Below are 16747 nucleotides of genomic sequence, written 5' to 3' on the forward strand. Positions count from 1 at the left end.
GCCGGGGCTTGGCGTCCTTGGAGCCTCGACCTCAAAGTGAAGCTTGATCGCCAGACACTGGACAGGAGCCGGACAATGGAGAAACCGAGGGGGCCGTCGGCCGCCGTGAAACCGCCAAGAGGTCCTCTCGCCTGGGCCGGATCCAAGTCGATCGGGCGGGTCTCGGAGATCGCGGTCCTGTCGCCGATCCGCAAGGGATGCCCTCCTGGCGAGCGGCGAACCTACGAAGAGCGGCTGCGCCAAGCGATCAACAGCGTCGCCCAGCGCCACATGCACGGCCTTCCCACCGAGCTCAGTCGAGTGCCGACCATCCACTTCGGCCGGATGATCATCATCCGGCCCGAGCAGTACCTGGTCGGCTCGGAGATCCCGGGCGTCGACTACTACGCAACCAGCGGCGTCGGACCCACGGGCGGCTCGGGGGGCGATCAGGTGCCGCTGCCGATGGACGACTTCGGAGAGATGGTTTCGACCCAGCAGCCGAAGACGGACCTCGGCCTGCGATCCTGGGTGCTCACGCTCGTGGAGTTCGACGGAGACCTGAAGGTCTATATGCGCGACATCGCGGTCAAGCTGGGCAAGGATTTCGACAGCATCTTCATGAACTGCGAGCACTACCCGGGAACGGCCCACTTCGAACCGTTCTGGGCGTGGATCCGCCGGTACCAGATCACCACCCAGCTATTCTACGCGACCTATTCCGATCTCACGGTCGCGCGGCTGAAGCAGCTCGAATTCTTCAAGGCGCAATTCGACGCCTTCGTCAGGCGGGTCCGAACTCCCGACGGGGGCAGGGCGGATTCGATGGATGAGCTTTTCGACGAATTTCTCAGGGAGAACGCCCAGTACGCGGGCGGCTTCCCGTCGTCCGGCGGGATCTTCGAGACCGTCCAGAACAGGGGGGACCGCTGATGCCGATCCCGCAGGCCGACCCGCGGCCGCTCGACAACATCCAGGCCCATCTCCTGAGGGCTTCCAAGTTCGGAAGGCAGCCGCGGGACTGGTCGCTGTTCTTTTTCTTCCGGATCCTGACGCAGGCGGAGATGGGCGCCGCCTTGCTGCGCCTGCAGGACGGTCCGTCGGCCTGGCCGCGCGTCAAGATGGATCTGATCAACCCTGGGCTGGCCAACGCCGGGCTCGCCGAGCAGGGCGCGGACGGAAAGCCCGCGGCCACGGCGTTCCGCAACTGGTTGAAGGTGTTGGTCGAGAGCGATCCGCAAGGTCTCCTGATGAGCGCCGGCGAGCTCCTCACGCCGGCCGGCCTCCGACCCGGCGCCAAGGCGGCCGAACCGCGCCTGACGTCCACGGAGCGCCTTAGCGTCGCGCGCACCGAGCTGTCGGTCCTGCTCGACCGCCTGCCGGCCGCGCCGGGCGCCATTTCGGCGAGGTCGGATTTCGATCTGCGCGCCGCGATCCAGGCGGGTCTGGGGGTCCTGGGCCTGGGTCCTGAGGCCTATGCCGAGGTGATGGGGTTCCTGGCCAACTACCTGCTGTCGGAGAAGGCTGAGGCCGGCCCGCTGCCCATGCTGGTGCTCTACGAATTGCTTCGCCAGGCCGCGCCCGCGTTCCGGCGACCCCCGGCCGCCAGGGAGGAAGAGCGGCACGGCATCGTGCGCGCGGAGAACTTCCGGGCCGACCTTGCCGACGCCCGCGGCTACGATCCGACGCCGATCACCCTTGCGTTCACCTTCCCGGGCCTGGCCGCCCTGCAGATCGACGGGACGACGCTGGCCTCATTCCCGGATGTCTTCCGCCAGGGCATGGCCGCCCGCGCGCAACGCCTGCAGGACCTCGGGCCAAGCGCGCCGGAGTTCTGGGAGGGTGAGCTGGGCCTGCCGAGCGTGCATGGCTACTTCACCGGCGGCTTCGGCGAGCCGCGCCCGGCGAAAGAGGCGTTCTGGCGCGCGCTTCGCGCCGACATCCGGGCGTTCAACGAGCCGGCCTCGCAACGCGGCCAGGAGCTGCGCCTGTGGATCGGCCTGCTATTCCGGATGCTGGGCATGGAGATCGTCCAGATCGAACTTGGGCAGAATCCTTACGAGGAGTTCCGTGGGAACGTCACCGCGCTCGACCATCGCCTTGAGCATTTTGGCTTCCGGGATGGCTTGAGTCAGCCGTTCGTCGACATGGGTCTCGGCGACCCGCCTGCCGGCGGCGCGACGCCTTCGCGCAACAGCACCTGGACTCCCGTCGCGCCCGGCGAGATCTTCCTCAATCTCTCCGACGAGGGCGGCGAGCTTCAACTGGCGCCCGACAATCCGGCGCTGCGCGCCGGGGCGACCTATCTGGTCTTCCGCAAACTTGAGCAGGACGTGATCGGTCTCCGGAATTTCCTGGACGAACAGCGACCGGACGACGGAGAGGAACAACAGGCCCTGGCGGCGCGGTTCGTGGGGCGTTGGAAAAACGGCGCGCCGCTTGTCCTGTCGCCCAGGACCGAGCGCGATCTCGGCAGCGAAGCCGCGCTCAACGACTTCCGCTATCTCGCCGACGATCCGGACGGTGGGAAATGCCCGCTTGGCGCCCATGTCCGCCGCACCAATCCGCGCGACACCGGCGGTCGCCACGAGGTCAGCCGCCATAGGATCCTTCGACGGGGCATCAGCTATGGCGGACCGCTCCTGCCCGAGGATGCGCCGGACGATGGAGAGCCGCGGGGTCTGCTGTTCATCGCGGCGAATGCGCGGATCGACCTGCAGTTCGAGGTGATCCAGGCCGACTGGATCAACGGCGGCGAACTGCTCGGCGAGGCCGGACTGGGCCGTTGCCCGGTCACCGGCGCGCGCACCGGCGGCGGCGAGGACAGCTTCCTGGAGCCGCACGCCGTCGCGCCGGTGACGAACCTGCCGCGGTTCGTCACGACAAAGGGCGGCGACTATTTCTACGCGCCCGGCATAGGCGCGATCCGAGACCTGGCGGACGGCAAGACCTTCCCGGCGGTCGACGCTGACGTGCCGTTCGCCGGCTTCAGCATGGGCGACGCCGCGACCCCCTCGCTCTTTTCGGAGGATCGGATCACCCGGTATATCGGCGAAACCCTGGGCGGCCGTCGCGTGATCCGCGTTGCGCCTTTCAACACGGCGAGTCCCGAGGTCGTGGCCTTCGTCGGACGCCATGCCGATGTCGCGGAGGTGCTTCGCAACGACCCAGCCCCGGATCCGAAGGCCAAGTGTCCGGTCTTCTCTGTCTCGCCCTACGCAGACGCCTCGGAGCTGATGACGCGCGGCGATCTCATGCTCATCGCCACCGAAGGCCAAGGGCCGACGGCTGACACCCGCCGCCGCATGCGGTTGTCGCTCAACCTCGCCTGGAGGACGCTCAACCACGCCTCGGGGGGAAAGCTCTACAAGCGCGTCAGGGCCGCGGCGAGGAGCCGGCTCGACATGGCCCTGCGCCGGACCGGCCCGACGAAGCGGGTCGACTTGGTCGACGATCTCGCCGCCCAGGCGGCCTACGGTGTTCTGACCGACATCTTCGGGACCCCCGGTCCCGACTGGCTGACCGAGCTCGCCATGTCCCTGCCGTTTGCGCGCCAGCACGTCGGAGACCTGCCGCGCGACTGGTTGGCGGCGGCGCGGGGCGAGGCCCCCGCCGATCCGGGCTTCACCTCGATGCAGATCTGGTCGGCGCTGATGGTCTTGGATCTCATCGGCAATCTGCAGGCGCTGCAGCCGCTCCATGCCCTTTCCCGGCAGGCGGCGTCGGAGCTCTTGGCCCATATCGATTCGAAGATCGCCGAGGCCCGCGCGCTCGCCGCCGATCCCGGCGGCTCGGCCCGCGGCCCGATGACCCTGATCGAGGCTTTCGTGAAGAACGAGAAATCGCCGGCGATCGTCAGGGCCTACGGGGACGACCTGGACAAGCTCTACTACAAGGAGGTCTCGCTGATCCTGCTCGAGATCATCGGCTCGACGCTTGCGGTCATCCCTCTGACCTTCGCCTCGGCGCTCCAGACGCTTCTGAAGTTCCGGGTCGACCTCACCACGCTCCTGCCCTTGATCGGAGATCCGGGGGTGCAGCGGTTGATCTATGAGGGCGAGCGACTCAACGCCAACATTCCCGTCCGCATGCGGCGTTGCACGGCCGGAACGACGCTGAAGAAGGGCGGACGGATCGAGGCCGAGGACCTCGTGGCCGCGCTGGTCGCGGGCGCGAACATCGATCCGGAGGTGTTTGAGGATCCGATGCGCCTCTCGCTCGCAGGCCTTCCGCCTGTCGATCCGAAGGCGCCGGGTCGTTTCGACGGGCCGCCCCGCGCGACGAAGGACTACCTGATGTTCGGGGTCAGCGGCAGCCACAAGGAATGCTGGGGCCGCGACAAGGTCGCGATGCCGGTGTTGGAGGAATGCCTTTGGACCGCCGGACGACTTCAAGGGCTGCGGCGCATCGCCGGAGCCGCGGGCGAACCCGCCAAGCTGGCTGGAGGGGTGACCGTCGGTCTTGCGGCGCGATTTACCCGGGTTGTCGCTCCGCTGATCCGTCCCTAGGCCCCCCGGGGAGACCACGCGAAGATCCCGTGGTCTGCGCAGAGCCTCGCCTGCTCGGCGAGATCCTCAGCTATGGCGGGATCCGATGGGCGAGCGGCGGCAAGAATCCGGGATCTCAGGCCGAGCGCTTCGACCAGCATGCAGGGGCTCGCAATACGGCGGGCGAGGGCGATCGCCTCGGCCAACTCTTCCAGGGCTCGCTCGAGATCGCCGCGCGCCGCGAGGGCCTCGGCATAGCCGGCGTGCAGACAGAAAACTTCAAGCTGGCCGGTTCGGCGATGGTATCCCTGTCTCAGGCAATTCTCGACCAGCGAAATAGCCTCGTCCGACCGTCCCAGGCGCGAAAGCGCCGTGGCGGCGCGGCCGGCGAGATGCGCCTTGATCGCATCGTAGCCGTCCCGGTCGCAGATTCGCCGCGCCGCGGCGAAGCATTCGGCGGCTTCGAAGTTCCGCTCCAGGTAGACGAGGGTGCGCCCCAAGGCGTTGCGAGCCAGGACCTCGGCATAGGGATCGGCTTCTCGCACGGCGAGCTCGAGCGCGTGAAGCGCGAGGTCCAGACCCTCGTCATAGCGCCCGACCTCGACCACGAACCAGCTCATGAAGGCGAGCGCCGTCGCCCTGGGAATGCCGGTCGCCCCCAGGCGCGCCGTCTCGAGCTCACCCGTCAGAAGGTCGCAGAGCTTTCGCTCCTCGGCGATCGCCCGCTCGACCCGCCCCATGTCGTGTAGGATGTTGGTGAGCATGATGGTGCTTGAGAAGACGAGCGCGGGTGACTTCAGCTCGTTCGCGATCGCCAGGGCTTCCTCGGACGCCCGGACGCCCTCCTCGTAACGGCCCTCGAACCAGCAGATCATCCCCAGCTGGGAGAGTGCGCTGCCGACCAAGTCCGGCCGCCCGGTCGCCCGGACAAGCTCCATGACGCGTGGCAGGTACCGGTTCACCTTCTCGAACTCCCCGAGCTGGACCAGAAGCGCGAAGGCCATCAACACGAAGTCGACGTAGCGCTGCTGGGCGCTGTCGCCCACGCGCTCGATGATCCCCATGGCGCGGTCGAAGAGCGCATTGAGCGAGGCGGCGGCGGCGTTGCGACGCGCCTCGCCGGCGGCCTGGAACAAATAGTCGAGGGCGTCCGTCAGGTCCGACGCGGCCTCGGCGTGGAAGGCGAGTTGCTCGAAGCGCCCGGCCGCGGCCCCATAGACCGCTCGGATGGCGGCGCCGGCGCGACGGTGAAGGTCCCGGCGCTGATCCCGCGGGATGGTTTCGGCGCAAGCCTCGGCGATAATCTGGTGGCGCAGGCGCGTGGTCTCGCCGGTTAGCGGGTGGGTGAAGGCGAAGCGTTCAAGCTCCAGGAACCGTTCGCGCAAGCCGGCGACCGTTTCGCCCATCATGGTCGCGACCAGTTCGGGTTCGGCGTTCTCCTCCAACAGGCTCAGCGCCTGCACCAGGGCCCGCGCCGGCGGCGACAGGTGATGGAGGCGCGCGTGGATCACGGAGCTGACGCTCTGCGGTAGCGCGTGGATCCCCGAGACCTCGCCGCTGGCCAGGGCGTGGATCAGCTCTTCCAGGACGAAGGGGATGCCGTCCGCGCGATCCACAACGCGGTCCAGGACCGAGGCATTGCGATGATCCTCGGGCCAGAGCTGGTGCGCCAGTTTCTTCATCTCGTCGCGAGGCAGGGGGTCCAGACGAACCAGCGCCTCGGCGATCCCGCGCGCATCGTCGATCGCCTCTGGGCGTCCGGTGAGCACGAGGCGCAACGGAGGCTGCGGCCGGGTGGCGGCGAGCAAGGCCAGGAACTGGCGGCTCTCGCTGTCCAGAAGATGCAGGTCTTCGATCAGGATGACCGTGGGTCGGGCCTCCATGAGCGCGATGAACAGCTTGACGAGGGCCCGGGCCAGTTGGGTCTGGGTGAGCCGGCCTGCGCCCTGACGTGAGCGCCCGGGGCGCTCGGCGATCAGCACCTCGAGCGCGTCGGCCTCGGCCGGCTCCAGCCGCGAGCTGCGCAGGACCGCCGCCCGATCCTCGGAAGATCGATCCGCGAGCAGGTCGCCGATGAGCGCGCGCGCCGCGGCGAACGAGGTGGAACGCCTGTGGGCGTCCCCCCGGAACACGAGCACCCGCGCGGCATCGGGCTCGATCTCGCCGAGCGCCGTCGCCGCGAGCCGGCTCTTGCCGATGCCGGCTTCTCCGATCAGGGCGATGGAACTGGCCTGACCCGCCGCGATCGCCAGGCAGCGCCGCAGCGTGGCGAGCTCGTCAGCGCGGCCGATCAGCGGCGCGCCGTACCGTTGCGTGAAGTTGGTCGTCCCCAAGCTTTCGGGTCTTGCTGCGAGCCGGAGGGCCTCAATCGTCGCGTCGCCCACGATGACCTTGCCGTCGGACGGCTTCAACTCGACAGAGGAGCGGCATAGCCGCGCCGCCTGGGCGCTCACCAGGATTTCGCCCGGCGGCGCGCACTGCTGCAGTTTGGCGGCGACATGCACCGCCGCGCCCACGGTGTTCAGGCGCGAACGGTCGCCTCGCCGAAAGTGGCGGACGGCGGTCAATCCCGAATGGACGCCGACCCGGAAACGCGCCGGCCTGCCGTCGGGTCCGGCTTCATGACGCCCGTGCTGGATGTCCCAGGCCGCGGCGCAGGCGCGGTCCGCATGATCCTCGAAGGCGAGCGGCCATCCGAAGGCGGCGATCCCACCGTCTCCCTCGTAGCTGACGAGCCGGCCTCCGGCGCGTTCCACAGACCGCTTCAGATGGGCGAAGCAGCGGTCGAAGAACTCCTGTGCGTCTTCCGGGTCCGCGGCGGCGATGTGCACGGTGGAGTTCACGATATCGACCGCGAGAAGGGTGATGACCCGTCGCTCCGCCCCCCGCCCGGCGGCCGCCACCGCTACCACCAGCCTTCGCCGTCGATCGGAGATCGCAGCTTGGCCATGACCTCCCGTTCAAGGCGATCGAAGTCCACGAAGGTTAGCCGGCGGCGACCGCTGCGCAGAATGTCGCGCGCCTCGAGCGCGTTCAGTTCGCGCGTCACGGCCTCGCGGTGAGTGCTGATCCGGTTTGCGAGCTCGGCGTGCGTGGGCGCGGGATCTATCTCGCCCCCCTGAGCCCTCCCCAGCCGGAGCAGCTCGCAGTGAAGACGGGTCTGAACATTGAGCGCGCTTAGCTCGAAGATGCGGTCGGTAAGGCTGCGCACCTGGCTGGCGAGGCGCCTGATGAGCCAGTCGGCGGCGGCCGGCGATTTCCAGAGGGCGGCCTGAAACGCCTCCTGGCTTATCGCCAACAGGCGCGCGTCGGTCGCGGCCAGGATTCCGACCGAACGCTGGCTGTTGTCGAGGGCTGAGAGCTCCCCGAACAGTTGCCCGGCGGAAAGCTCCCGCAAGGACACCTGTCGACCGTCGGCCGCATAGAGGACGGCCTGTAGCAGTCCTTCCTGCACGATGAAGACGTCCGTGGAGACTTCGCCGCGCGCGATGACCGTCTGGCCCTTGCGGGCGCGCACGACCCGCGCGCTGGCGAGCAACTCCCGGCGCGCCGGGAGTTCCAGCACATCCAGGAGGTCGCCTCGCCCCGGCCCCGGCATCATCGTCCCCCACCCAAGTCAATTTGGCATGTTCTGCCGCTGACTTGCAACTCACGGGCGAATTGCCGTGGGGCGTTCGCGACGACCCGCGGCCCGTCGAGACCTCATCGTGTGGCGGCGGACGCCGGGGCCGTGGTCGGCGCAGACGCGGCTGTGACTTTTATCACCATCGCGCCGTGCGCTCCGCTACCGCCGCTCAGGGGCGGGGCGGGCAATCTCCCCCTGCGAACCAAGTAAATCTGTCCACAGCTCCAAGTCATCGGATGTCTTGGAAGGCAAATTCTCAAGGAGGTAGAACAATGGTTGCGATAAGCGTGCCTAAAGAGCGCTGGGACGCCGTGTCCGAGGCGGAGCGCCGCAGAATCGAGGAAGGCCTGCGCGGGGTCGGAGCGCTGGGCAAGGACGACAGCCTGTCCCCTGAAGCCGCGGCGTCGCTCGCCGTCGCCTCTTGGGATCCCATCAAGGACCTGTGCAACGCGGCTTGCGATGTCGCGGCTGGCGCGGCGCTGGCCTGGTGCACGGCGAACACTGGCGGCGCGGCGACGGCCCTGTGCATCGCGGCCACGGAAGCCGCCCGCCAGGAGTGCAAGCGGCACTGCTGACCTTCGCCGGCCCACCCCAACCCGATCGAAAACTCAACCCCGGCCCATTGGGCCGACCCGAATGGAGGATCTAAAATGAGCCTATCGAAAACCTATCTGGAACAGCATGCGGACTCGGCTCGGAACGGCCGCGGCACGGACAAGGCCGACTACGAGACCTTCGGCCGTCAAGTCGCCGAACTCATCATGCGCGAGGCGTCCAAGTCGGATGCGGTCAAGGTGGGGGAGGCGGAGAAGGTCGAACTCTCGAACCTGACCGCCACCCTGCGCCAGAACACCGCGCTCATCTGCGTCGACGTGCAGGTATGCGCGCCCATCGTTGGCTGCATTACGGCCCACGTCGGCGCCTAGCCGCAAGGCCCGGGCGGAAGGTCGTCTGTCGGCGGCCCTTCCGCCCCGCGCCAAGCCTGCACAAGCCGGCTTTTCCACCAATTTCAAAAAAGGCCGATCCAATGCCGAAGCTGCCGGACCTTACCGACGAGCATGTGCTCATCGCGGGCGTCGCGGTGTTCGTGAAGGGACGCGATCTTCACGCCAACCCGCCGCGCGACAATGAAACACTGGGCGCGATCGGTGTCTCGCCCAGCAATCTAGATTTCCCGATCCGGACATGGATCAACGCCAAGTTCCGCAAGCCCAATGGGCTGCCGTTTCTCGTGAGCGGCGACCTCAAGACCACAATGACTTGGGCTCGGTTTCGCAAAGCCGCCTTGGAGTAGATGATGAAATCTATCCTCGTGCTCTCGGCCGCGCTTTGCCTGACTGGCATGCAGGCCCGCGCGGACAACGCCGCGCCGACATTCACTCTCAACGCCGACGAGGCTCCGGACCCGCAGCCCTGGTCGGATCCGGCTTCGTTCAGCTACACGAAGGACAAGGGGAGCAAGGCCGCGATTGCCGCCGACCTCGCCGGCCGACTGGACTGGGCCCTCGGCCCGACGACCGCCAACACCGGCTTCGCCCGCCTGGTCGCGCACCGAAACACGGCGGCGGGAAGCCAGACGGAGAACTACGCCGCTGAGGCCGGCCTGCATTTCGAACAGAACACGGCGCCGCGCGGTTCCACGGACCCGGACGACTTCAAGAACGCCTACTATCTCTTCCACGATCTCTCGCTTGCCTATGTCTACGAGACGAACTTCGACGACGAGGCGGACGGGTGTGATGCGACCCCAAGGCCGGCGGCCTGTGTTCGGTCTCACCAGAGTTCATTGCGGCTGAAATGGACCTTGCAGCCCTATCACTATGGTTGGGACACCGCGCCGAGCTTCCTCGACGGCGCGCCAACCGCCGCGAGCCCGGCGGTCGCCTATGCCTTTGGGCCGCTGCTCACGCTCTTCGCCGACGACCTCGTGGACGCGAAGGCCAAGAACGGCCTCAAGCCAAAAGGCGTGGTGTCGGGCGCGGCGGCCTCGCTCAACCTCACCCTGTCGCCCAAGATCCTGGACTACCGCTTCGTGTTCCGCGCGTCCGTCCAGCAGACGGAGGCCTTTCAGCGGCCGGCGAGCCGCAAGACCGGGTTCGCGGGCGACAGCACCCTCACGAAGGTCTCTCTCGACTACGATTTCGGTCTGCGCTCGTTCGACGCGGGGCCGGGCTGGTCGCCATCGATCGGGATTTCCTACGTCAAGGGCGACGACCCTCTCCATGGGAAATTGAACCGGCAGGAGACGGTCTTTGGTGTCAAGCTCAGCTACAAGTCGAAGTAGGCGCCCATCCACCCTTCCATCGCGGCCAGAGGCGTGACCCCCGCGCCGAGCCCGACCGGGTGCGTGAAATGGCGGTGCTGTCAGGCTAGCGCTAGCTTGTCTCCACCCTGGCCCCCCGCGGGGCTGTGTGGAGCCCACGTTCGATGCGCCCCATCTCCTTCAAGCGGCACCGAAGTCCCCCGGACGTCATTCGCTACTCCGTCTGGCTGTATTTCCGCTTCACGCTGAGTTTCCGCGACGTCGCAGAACTGCTCGCTCACCGGGGGATCGAGGTGAACTATGAGACGATCCGCTGTTGGACGATCAAATTCGGTCCCGCGATCGCCGCGAACCTGAAGCGCAAAAGGCCTCCTCCGATGGGAGGCTGATCGTATCCGTGATTGGCGGGACTTTGGCGATCACGCTCGCGAGACGCAGGCCTGATCGCCCGCGAGACGCTCGATCTCGAAAGCCGGGAGCGGATCCGGGCCGGCCGCAGGGTCGTCGCGCGGGCTGTCGAGGTGGCGCGCCAGCGGTGCCTCGACGGGCGCTTCAGCCGCGCGATCACCGTGGAAACCTTCCAAGACTGCGCGAAAGACCCGGTCTGGGCCGCCGACTACCGGACCTACGTGAAGGACGATATCTTCAAGCACGGCAATCCACTGAAGGGCATCAACCGCGAGATCGGCTTCCGGATCCGCGCGGCGATCGGAGGGCATGTCGAGACGGGCGCAGACGGCAAGCCGGTCCTTGAGAAGGTGCTGGGCGAGGTGATCCAGAGCTACACGCCCATGCGCAGCTTTGACCGCAAGATCGTGGAGGCGAAGTGATGGCGCAGGAATGGAACCTCGAACGTCTGCGGGCGATGCCGGTGCATGACCGCGCCGGGCTCTATCGCAACGCCTGTCGCCTGGCCCACACGCCGCAGGGCGCGGCGCTGAAGAAGCTGCTCGAGGCGGCAGGCCTGCCCTTTTCGGAAGCCGCCGCCCTTACCTTGGACGACCCGATCTCCGTCCGGATGCATGAGGTGATCAATTCGCCGGAGGGCCGCGCAGCGGCAATCGAAGCGACGAAGGCCGGCCTGCCAGCCATGGCTGGCATCGACCCTCTCCTCCAGGTGGCGCTGGGGGTCGACTATGGCTCGCACAATCAGGGGACAAACACGGCCGGATGGCTGGTGGGTCAGCTCATGCAGACCCTCGGCTACAGGAAGGACGGTGAGAAGCCGCTCCCGGCTCACTGCGTGGCGAAGACGGCCGCGATGTGGAAATAGGCAACTCTGGCCGACCGCGGAGGCTCATCCATACGTATGCCCCCGAGAAGGTCGATCGCAGGGGCTCGCTCCGGCATCCCGGGCGTAGTCATTACCTGTAGGCGTCGAACTCGGGTGGCAGGAGTTTCAGGATCTGGCCGGCGCTCATGTCCGTCATGTCCCACGTGACGTCCAGCTGCTTTCTGATCGTTCCGAGTCGACGTGCACTGCCGCCGCCACTGCCAGCAGCACCGCGCTTGAAGGAGTCGGTGGCGTCGACGTAGTAGAGCTGTCGGGCGACTTTCTGAAAGTTCCGGTTCAGCATGTCCTGCTGCGCGGTCAGCTGCTCGCGCAGTTCGCCATGAACGCTCGGCTTGCCCAGCAGCAGGTGATCGGCATCCTCGGCCAGCGAGGCGTAGAGGAGAGTCGGCATCCGCACGAGGTGGCGCTGAGCCTTCTGATAGTCGCCCGGCGGCGACGGATACCAGCGGTGCATCTCGCCGACTTTGCGGATGCCGCCGGATTTCGCGAACAGGCAGTCGCGAAGGACAAATGTCAGCCACGCCCAGAGACCGGTCCGATCCGCGAGCTCGTGGGGTGATCGCTCCCGCAATGACTTGCACACGGCAGCGGCCAGCTCCCGGGCGCTTCCGTAGTCCCGCGCCTCGAAGGGGCCCGTGCCGGGCAGGGGCTCCAGGAACGCCCTGTCGTTCAGGGCAAGCGACTCTTCCGGCGCGCTGCCGTGCATGATGCGCGTGAACAGCTCCAGCCCCTGGGGGGTGAGCTGATACAATGTGGCGTAGCTCTGAGGTGTCATGAACCTTCGCCGAGTTCCGCGATCGCGTGTCGCGCGATGTCGTGCTTCTGAAGAAATGTATCTACGAGGCCGATGACCCAGTCTTCGAACGCGTCTTCATCACCAATCGGCATAGCGGTGCCCGGTATCATGTTCTCGGACCAGCCTATCCAGTGCTTCATCCAGTCTTCGGATTCGCGCGAAGCGTCCGTGTTTCTGAAGATGTACCGGAATACCTCCCTGATGACCTCGGGCAGGGCAAATGCGAGAAATATCGGACTCGTTGCCCATGTTATCGCGTTCGCGAGCTTCTGGTCGAAGTACACGATCGGGAATTCCTTGGGCCTCAGATCGAGCTTCCATATTCTCGGATGTATGTCGTCCGTAGCGAACTGCAGGATGCCGTCCTGAACGTCGCCGGCCTTGTACGTCCATGACGTCGTGCTCCCGAGAAGGAGACCTTCCGGCGCCGAATTTCTGGCGATCCGGATCTGACAGGAGGGCGCCTGAAATCGTGGAGACGGGACATCGACGTCGATCTTCCCCTGTCCGAGTGTGCCGAAACGAAGGATTTCCACGCGCTTGTTTTCGACAAGCTTCAGGCGCACGGCCGCGTCGGGAGGGAAGTTCCTCTGAATATCCGGGTCCGTCAGCACCAGGGTCGCAACCTGGCGATCTCCGACATCACGCAGCTGGAGATCGAAGGAAGACACCGCCAGCTGGACGCGACCCGTCAGCCTGATCGATCTACGCATCGGCCGTCCCTTTCTCGGTGGCGGCCGCACGATGCGCGCTAACCGTGGTCACGAGCTCCCTGTTCGCATCGAAGCCCGTGACTTCGAGGGCAAAGTCTGCGCCGCAGTCCTGCAGCACGATCACATTGTCCTTGTACTGAGGTTTCGAGCCGCCGGAAATCTGGACGTTCAGATCCGCAAGCTTGAAGTCGAAGCGGCTCCATTTTGGTCGCTGCCCCCCGTCGGCGTAGGCGATCTGGACGCGGACGTTTGCCGGCCACGCCTTGAACTCGGGGTTGGCCCGCAGTCGAAATCCGTCCGAAAGAGTGTCGACCCTCATGATCGGGATCCGGGGCTCTGGCCTGGGCTCGACGACGACGGATTTCTTGTTCTTCTTGGCGGTCTTCTTCGGCCCGCTCGGAGAGGGAGCCTTGGGCGCTGAAAAGTACCGCGCGAAGATCGAGGCGTCCGGTTTGCTGGGGTCAGGCAGGACCGCGGCGCGGAGATCGTCCATCAGGCTTCGGACAAAGCGCTTCTCGGCGAAGTTCGTGTCGAAGCCGTGGTCGCGGAGCTTCTGCTTGACCTCCTGATGCTCGGTCAGATCAAGGTGAGCCTTGCCCTCGCAGCAGTTGAGGTAGGGGATGCTGTCGTCGTCCGTCCAGGGCTCGCGCATCTTCGGAAAGATCCTGATGGATCTGCGCGGCGCTGGCGGAGAGCCTGACAGCTACGAACTCTTTGCACTTGGCCGCGACCCGAATGGCGCGATGTGGCTCCAGCGCGCGGATGTTCACGCCGACTACCTCGTCAAGGCCGAGACCTTTGGCGTGCCCCAGGCTCGACATCGCGTGATCATTATCGGCCTGCGCCGTGATCTCGTCGGGAAAGCCCGGACGGCTCCGCAGGCGGCATACAAGCCAGCACCCGCGGCTGTTTTGCGCCATGTCCTTGAGGGAATGCCCAGGCTTAGAAGCGGCCTCAGCAAGAACGACGGAGATGGGAACTGGCGGGTTGTCGCGCAGCTCCAGATGCAAAGGGCATGTGATGCCCTCGCCAGGTCTGAAGGGCTGCGGCATGGCTCCGAGGTCCTCGCTGCCGCCACGACAGAGATGGAGAAGTTCAGGTCTGATGGTGGCCTTGCCCTCCTGCCGGAAGAACGAGCTTCGCCTCTTTCAGCCGACTGCCCGGAAATGCTCAGGGATCTCATCTTTGATCCTCTGCTGGAGACCACCCCAAACCACACAAGCCGCAAGCATATGGCCGATGACCTCGCCCGCTACTTCTTCTGTGCGATCTTCGCACAGGTCGTCGGCCGCGCGCCCAAGTCGTATGAGTTTCCGAACGACCTGGCGCCAGCCCACTCCAGCTGGTCGTCTGGCGCGTTCGCCGACCGGTTCCGGGCACAGCCGTGGAATTCGCCGGCGACGACCATCACGAGCCACATCTCGAAGGATGGCCACTACTTCATCCACCCCGATCCTCAGCAATGCCGGTCGCTTACGGTCCGGGAGGCTGCGAGGCTTCAGACCTTTCCCGACAACTACCTGTTTCTCGGCAACCGCACCCAGCAATACGTTCAGGTTGGAAACGCGGTGCCGCCCCTGTTGGCGCGAGAAATTGCCGAAGCCCTCTGGCGGGTCCTCTCGGTTTCGGAGCCTGGCAATGGCTAGACAGGCGCTGGTCGGGCAGGTTCCCCCGGGGCAGATTTCGGGGATCGCAGCATCTGGAGCAGGGGGTGCGGGCTGAGGAGCCGATGGACCACCGGTTCCAGGCGCTTCAATTTCGGACGATCCAGATTAGGCGCGGCTGACGCGCGTCACGAATGACCGCTCGTGACTCATTGCGGATGTTCGGGAGGTCCGCTGGTGGAGCGGCGCTCGAGCCTCTATCCGGTGCGGCGTCCACGACCACGGGTTCAGTCGGTCACAGAGGAAGCTCTCAAACCCGCCGCTGGAAGTGTCTCCCTGTTATCGTTTCGCAGCTTATTCGCCGGCGTCGCGCCCCTCTTCGGCGGGCTGGAATGCCCGCCCCACGCAATCAGCGCCGAGCTTTCACCGCCGACAGCGATCGCAGCCTGACGAGAATCCGGCGTACGAAAATGATCGCGTCGGTGGTGGGCCAGTTTCTCTCAGGTATCGAGCCGAACATGGCTTTGCCTCCGCGCCGGGGGTTCCGTTGCAGAAGGATAGGCGCCGCCGGCCGCGAGACCTGCGAATTCCACGCCTGAACCGCAGATTTTGCAGAATGAAAAAAAATCTGACCCGCTGCTTCGACGATCACCTTGTCGGAGGCTTGCGATCGACCATTCATTTCAGACGGGATCGGTTACCGCTGCGCCGGCTTCTTCGATCGCAACTCGCGAGGACCTGGATGACCGTGGCCGCTCCCACTATCGCCGACCTGGAAACCCCCGCCTTGCTTCTCGACGAGGCGCGCATGGAGGCCAACATCGCGCGCCTGCGATCGCGCCTCGACGGGTTGGGCGTTCCGCTTCGACCGCACCTGAAGACCGCCAAGTCGGTCGACGTCGCGCGTCTGCTGATGTCCGGGCCGGCCGGCCCGTGCGCCGTTTCCACCCTTAACGAGGCGGAGCATTTCGCCGCCGCCGGCGTGCGCGACATCCTCTATGCGGTTGGGATCGCGCCGGCCAAGCTGGAGCGGGTGGCGGCGTTGCGCGCGGCCGGCGTGGACCTGACGGTTATCCTCGACAGTCCGGAGCAGGCCGTCGCCGTCGCCGACGCCTCCCGGCGACATGGCCAGTCGATCCCGGCCCTGATCGAGGTCGACAGCGACGGCCACCGGGCCGGGGTCGTGCCGCAGGACCGTGCAGCCCTGGTCGCCATCGGCCGCCGCCTGGAGGAGGGCGGGGCGAAGCTGCGCGGCGTGCTGACCCATGCCGGGGGCAGTTACGGGTGCGACACCCCGTCGGCGCTGGAGGCCATGGCCGAACAGGAGCGCGCCGCGGCCGTGACGGCGGCCGGTGTCCTGCGCGAGGCCGGCCTGCCGTGCCCGGTGGTCAGCGTTGGATCCACGCCGACGGCCCATTTCGCCCGAAACTTTGGTGGCGTGACGGAGGTGCGGGCTGGCGTCTTCGTGTTCTTCGACCTTGTCATGGCCGGGATCGGCGTCTGCCTACCGCAGGACATCGCCCTGTCCGTCCTGGCCACGGTGATCGGCCACCGGCTCGACAAAGGCTGGATCCTCGTTGACGCCGGCTGGATGGCGCTGTCGCGCGACCGGGGCACGGCGCGGCAACGGGTGGACCAGGGCTATGGCGTGGTCTGCGATCTCGCGGGCCGGCCGTATCCGGACCTCATCGTCGCCGAGGCGAACCAGGAGCACGGCGTGCTGTCGGTCCGGCCCGGCGGGACCCTGCCGGACCTGCCGATCGGCGCGCGTGTCCGCATCCTGCCCAACCATGCCTGCGCCACCGCCGCGCAGCACGCCCGCTACAATCTCGTCGCGGGAACGGATCCCGCGGTGCGCGCGGTCTGGGACCGCTTCGGGGGCTGGTGAACGGGCTCCGGCCGGATGATCAGATCTGAGTTTCCGGAAGTGCCACTGCAATGCCAAAAATTGGTCACTATGAAAAATCAGTAGCGATAAACCCGCCT

Annotated in this window: 16 protein-coding genes; 11 read left to right on the top strand and 5 right to left on the bottom strand. The window is 66.5% G+C overall.

The window, feature by feature from the left end; all coding sequences use genetic code 11:
- Positions 1 to 75: 75 nt before the first annotated feature.
- Together ACESMY_RS05125 and ACESMY_RS05130 are read left to right on the top strand one after the other, a co-directional pair.
- The gene (locus ACESMY_RS05125; protein ID WP_372782878.1) at positions 76 to 912 is read left to right on the top strand and encodes a hypothetical protein; all 837 of its coding nucleotides are present in this window, start codon (positions 76 to 78) and stop codon (positions 910 to 912) included.
- On the top strand, positions 912 to 4487 hold the full coding sequence (locus ACESMY_RS05130) for a hypothetical protein (protein WP_372782880.1): 3576 nt from the start codon (positions 912 to 914) through the stop codon (positions 4485 to 4487). Before ACESMY_RS05125 ends, ACESMY_RS05130 begins: the two co-directional genes overlap by 1 nt.
- Here ACESMY_RS05130 and ACESMY_RS05135 read toward each other — a convergent pair.
- On the bottom strand, positions 4484 to 7378 hold the full coding sequence (locus tag ACESMY_RS05135) for an AAA family ATPase (protein ID WP_372782882.1): 2895 nt from the start codon (positions 7376 to 7378) through the stop codon (positions 4484 to 4486). The two genes, ACESMY_RS05130 and ACESMY_RS05135, sit on opposite strands and share 4 nt — an antisense overlap.
- Complete coding sequence (locus ACESMY_RS05140; protein ID WP_372782884.1) at positions 7372 to 8067, bottom strand: Crp/Fnr family transcriptional regulator; 696 nt, start codon at positions 8065 to 8067, stop codon at positions 7372 to 7374. The genes ACESMY_RS05135 and ACESMY_RS05140 overlap by 7 nt, the downstream gene beginning before the upstream one ends.
- A 296-nt stretch (positions 8068 to 8363) precedes the next feature.
- Between ACESMY_RS05140 and ACESMY_RS05145 the strand changes: the two genes are divergently transcribed.
- From ACESMY_RS05145 to ACESMY_RS05175, 7 genes are all read left to right on the top strand, one after another.
- On the top strand, positions 8364 to 8666 hold the full coding sequence (locus ACESMY_RS05145; protein ID WP_372782886.1) for a hypothetical protein: 303 nt from the start codon (positions 8364 to 8366) through the stop codon (positions 8664 to 8666).
- Between the two features lie 75 nt (positions 8667 to 8741).
- On the top strand, positions 8742 to 9017 hold the full coding sequence (locus ACESMY_RS05150; protein ID WP_372782888.1) for a hypothetical protein: 276 nt from the start codon (positions 8742 to 8744) through the stop codon (positions 9015 to 9017).
- A gap of 101 nt (positions 9018 to 9118) precedes the next feature.
- Positions 9119 to 9385 carry a hypothetical protein gene (locus ACESMY_RS05155; RefSeq protein WP_372782890.1) on the top strand — a complete coding sequence of 89 codons (267 nt, stop codon included), beginning with the start codon at positions 9119 to 9121 and terminating at the stop codon, positions 9383 to 9385.
- Positions 9386 to 9403: 18 nt separating this feature from the next.
- Positions 9404 to 10375, top strand: a complete 972-nt coding sequence (locus tag ACESMY_RS05160) for a hypothetical protein (protein WP_372782892.1) — start codon at positions 9404 to 9406, stop codon at positions 10373 to 10375.
- A gap of 143 nt (positions 10376 to 10518) precedes the next feature.
- Complete coding sequence (locus ACESMY_RS05165) at positions 10519 to 10743, top strand: hypothetical protein (protein WP_372782894.1); 225 nt, start codon at positions 10519 to 10521, stop codon at positions 10741 to 10743.
- A 12-nt stretch (positions 10744 to 10755) separates the two neighbouring features.
- Positions 10756 to 11184: a hypothetical protein gene (locus ACESMY_RS05170; RefSeq protein ID WP_372782896.1), complete on the top strand. Its 429-nt coding sequence runs from the start codon at positions 10756 to 10758 to the stop codon at positions 11182 to 11184.
- Entirely contained in the window at positions 11184 to 11627 is a 444-nt protein-coding gene (locus tag ACESMY_RS05175; protein WP_372782898.1) for a hypothetical protein, read from the top strand. The genes ACESMY_RS05170 and ACESMY_RS05175 overlap by 1 nt, the downstream gene beginning before the upstream one ends.
- 91 nt (positions 11628 to 11718) lie before the next feature.
- Here ACESMY_RS05175 and ACESMY_RS05180 read toward each other — a convergent pair whose 3' ends face one another.
- Genes ACESMY_RS05180 through ACESMY_RS05190 form a run of 3 tightly spaced genes read right to left on the bottom strand, consistent with a single transcriptional unit; the run spans position 11719 to position 13809 of the window.
- Positions 11719 to 12399, bottom strand: coding sequence for a hypothetical protein (locus tag ACESMY_RS05180; protein WP_372782900.1), 681 nt, complete (start codon positions 12397 to 12399; stop codon positions 11719 to 11721).
- Between the two features lie 20 nt (positions 12400 to 12419).
- On the bottom strand, positions 12420 to 13157 hold the full coding sequence (locus ACESMY_RS05185) for a hypothetical protein (protein WP_372782902.1): 738 nt from the start codon (positions 13155 to 13157) through the stop codon (positions 12420 to 12422).
- Positions 13150 to 13809, bottom strand: coding sequence for a hypothetical protein (locus ACESMY_RS05190; protein WP_372782904.1), 660 nt, complete (start codon positions 13807 to 13809; stop codon positions 13150 to 13152). The genes ACESMY_RS05185 and ACESMY_RS05190 overlap by 8 nt, the downstream gene beginning before the upstream one ends.
- On the opposite strand from ACESMY_RS05190, the gene ACESMY_RS05195 reads away from it, so the two are divergent.
- Together ACESMY_RS05195 and ACESMY_RS05200 are read left to right on the top strand one after the other, a co-directional pair.
- The gene (locus tag ACESMY_RS05195) at positions 13778 to 14803 is read left to right on the top strand and encodes a DNA cytosine methyltransferase (protein WP_372782906.1); all 1026 of its coding nucleotides are present in this window, start codon (positions 13778 to 13780) and stop codon (positions 14801 to 14803) included. The two genes, ACESMY_RS05190 and ACESMY_RS05195, sit on opposite strands and share 32 nt — an antisense overlap.
- Positions 14804 to 15503: 700 nt before the next feature.
- Positions 15504 to 16649, top strand: a complete 1146-nt coding sequence (locus ACESMY_RS05200; RefSeq protein ID WP_372782908.1) for a DSD1 family PLP-dependent enzyme — start codon at positions 15504 to 15506, stop codon at positions 16647 to 16649.
- The last annotated feature ends 98 nt before the right edge of the window (positions 16650 to 16747 follow it).

Origin of the sequence: Phenylobacterium sp., from assembly GCF_041691455.1 — a bacterium.
In the GTDB taxonomy this organism is placed as follows: domain Bacteria; phylum Pseudomonadota; class Alphaproteobacteria; order Caulobacterales; family Caulobacteraceae; genus Phenylobacterium.

What these genes read in the sequence shown, in the direction of transcription:
- ACESMY_RS05125 (WP_372782878.1), top strand. Translation starts at nt 76, where the DNA reads ATGGAGAAACCGAGGGGGCCGTCGGCCGCCGTGAAACCGCCAAGAGGT.
- ACESMY_RS05130 (WP_372782880.1), top strand. Translation starts at nt 912, where the DNA reads ATGCCGATCCCGCAGGCCGACCCGCGGCCGCTCGACAACATCCAGGCC.
- ACESMY_RS05140 (WP_372782884.1), bottom strand. Translation starts at nt 8,067, where the DNA reads ATGATGCCGGGGCCGGGGCGAGGCGACCTCCTGGATGTGCTGGAACTC.
- ACESMY_RS05145 (WP_372782886.1), top strand. Translation starts at nt 8,364, where the DNA reads ATGGTTGCGATAAGCGTGCCTAAAGAGCGCTGGGACGCCGTGTCCGAG.
- ACESMY_RS05150 (WP_372782888.1), top strand. Translation starts at nt 8,742, where the DNA reads ATGAGCCTATCGAAAACCTATCTGGAACAGCATGCGGACTCGGCTCGG.
- ACESMY_RS05155 (WP_372782890.1), top strand. Translation starts at nt 9,119, where the DNA reads ATGCCGAAGCTGCCGGACCTTACCGACGAGCATGTGCTCATCGCGGGC.
- ACESMY_RS05165 (WP_372782894.1), top strand. Translation starts at nt 10,519, where the DNA reads ATGCGCCCCATCTCCTTCAAGCGGCACCGAAGTCCCCCGGACGTCATT.
- ACESMY_RS05175 (WP_372782898.1), top strand. Translation starts at nt 11,184, where the DNA reads ATGGCGCAGGAATGGAACCTCGAACGTCTGCGGGCGATGCCGGTGCAT.
- ACESMY_RS05185 (WP_372782902.1), bottom strand. Translation starts at nt 13,157, where the DNA reads ATGCGTAGATCGATCAGGCTGACGGGTCGCGTCCAGCTGGCGGTGTCT.
- ACESMY_RS05195 (WP_372782906.1), top strand. Translation starts at nt 13,778, where the DNA reads ATGCTGTCGTCGTCCGTCCAGGGCTCGCGCATCTTCGGAAAGATCCTG.
- ACESMY_RS05190 (WP_372782904.1), bottom strand. Translation starts at nt 13,809, where the DNA reads ATGCGCGAGCCCTGGACGGACGACGACAGCATCCCCTACCTCAACTGC.
- ACESMY_RS05200 (WP_372782908.1), top strand. Translation starts at nt 15,504, where the DNA reads ATGACCGTGGCCGCTCCCACTATCGCCGACCTGGAAACCCCCGCCTTG.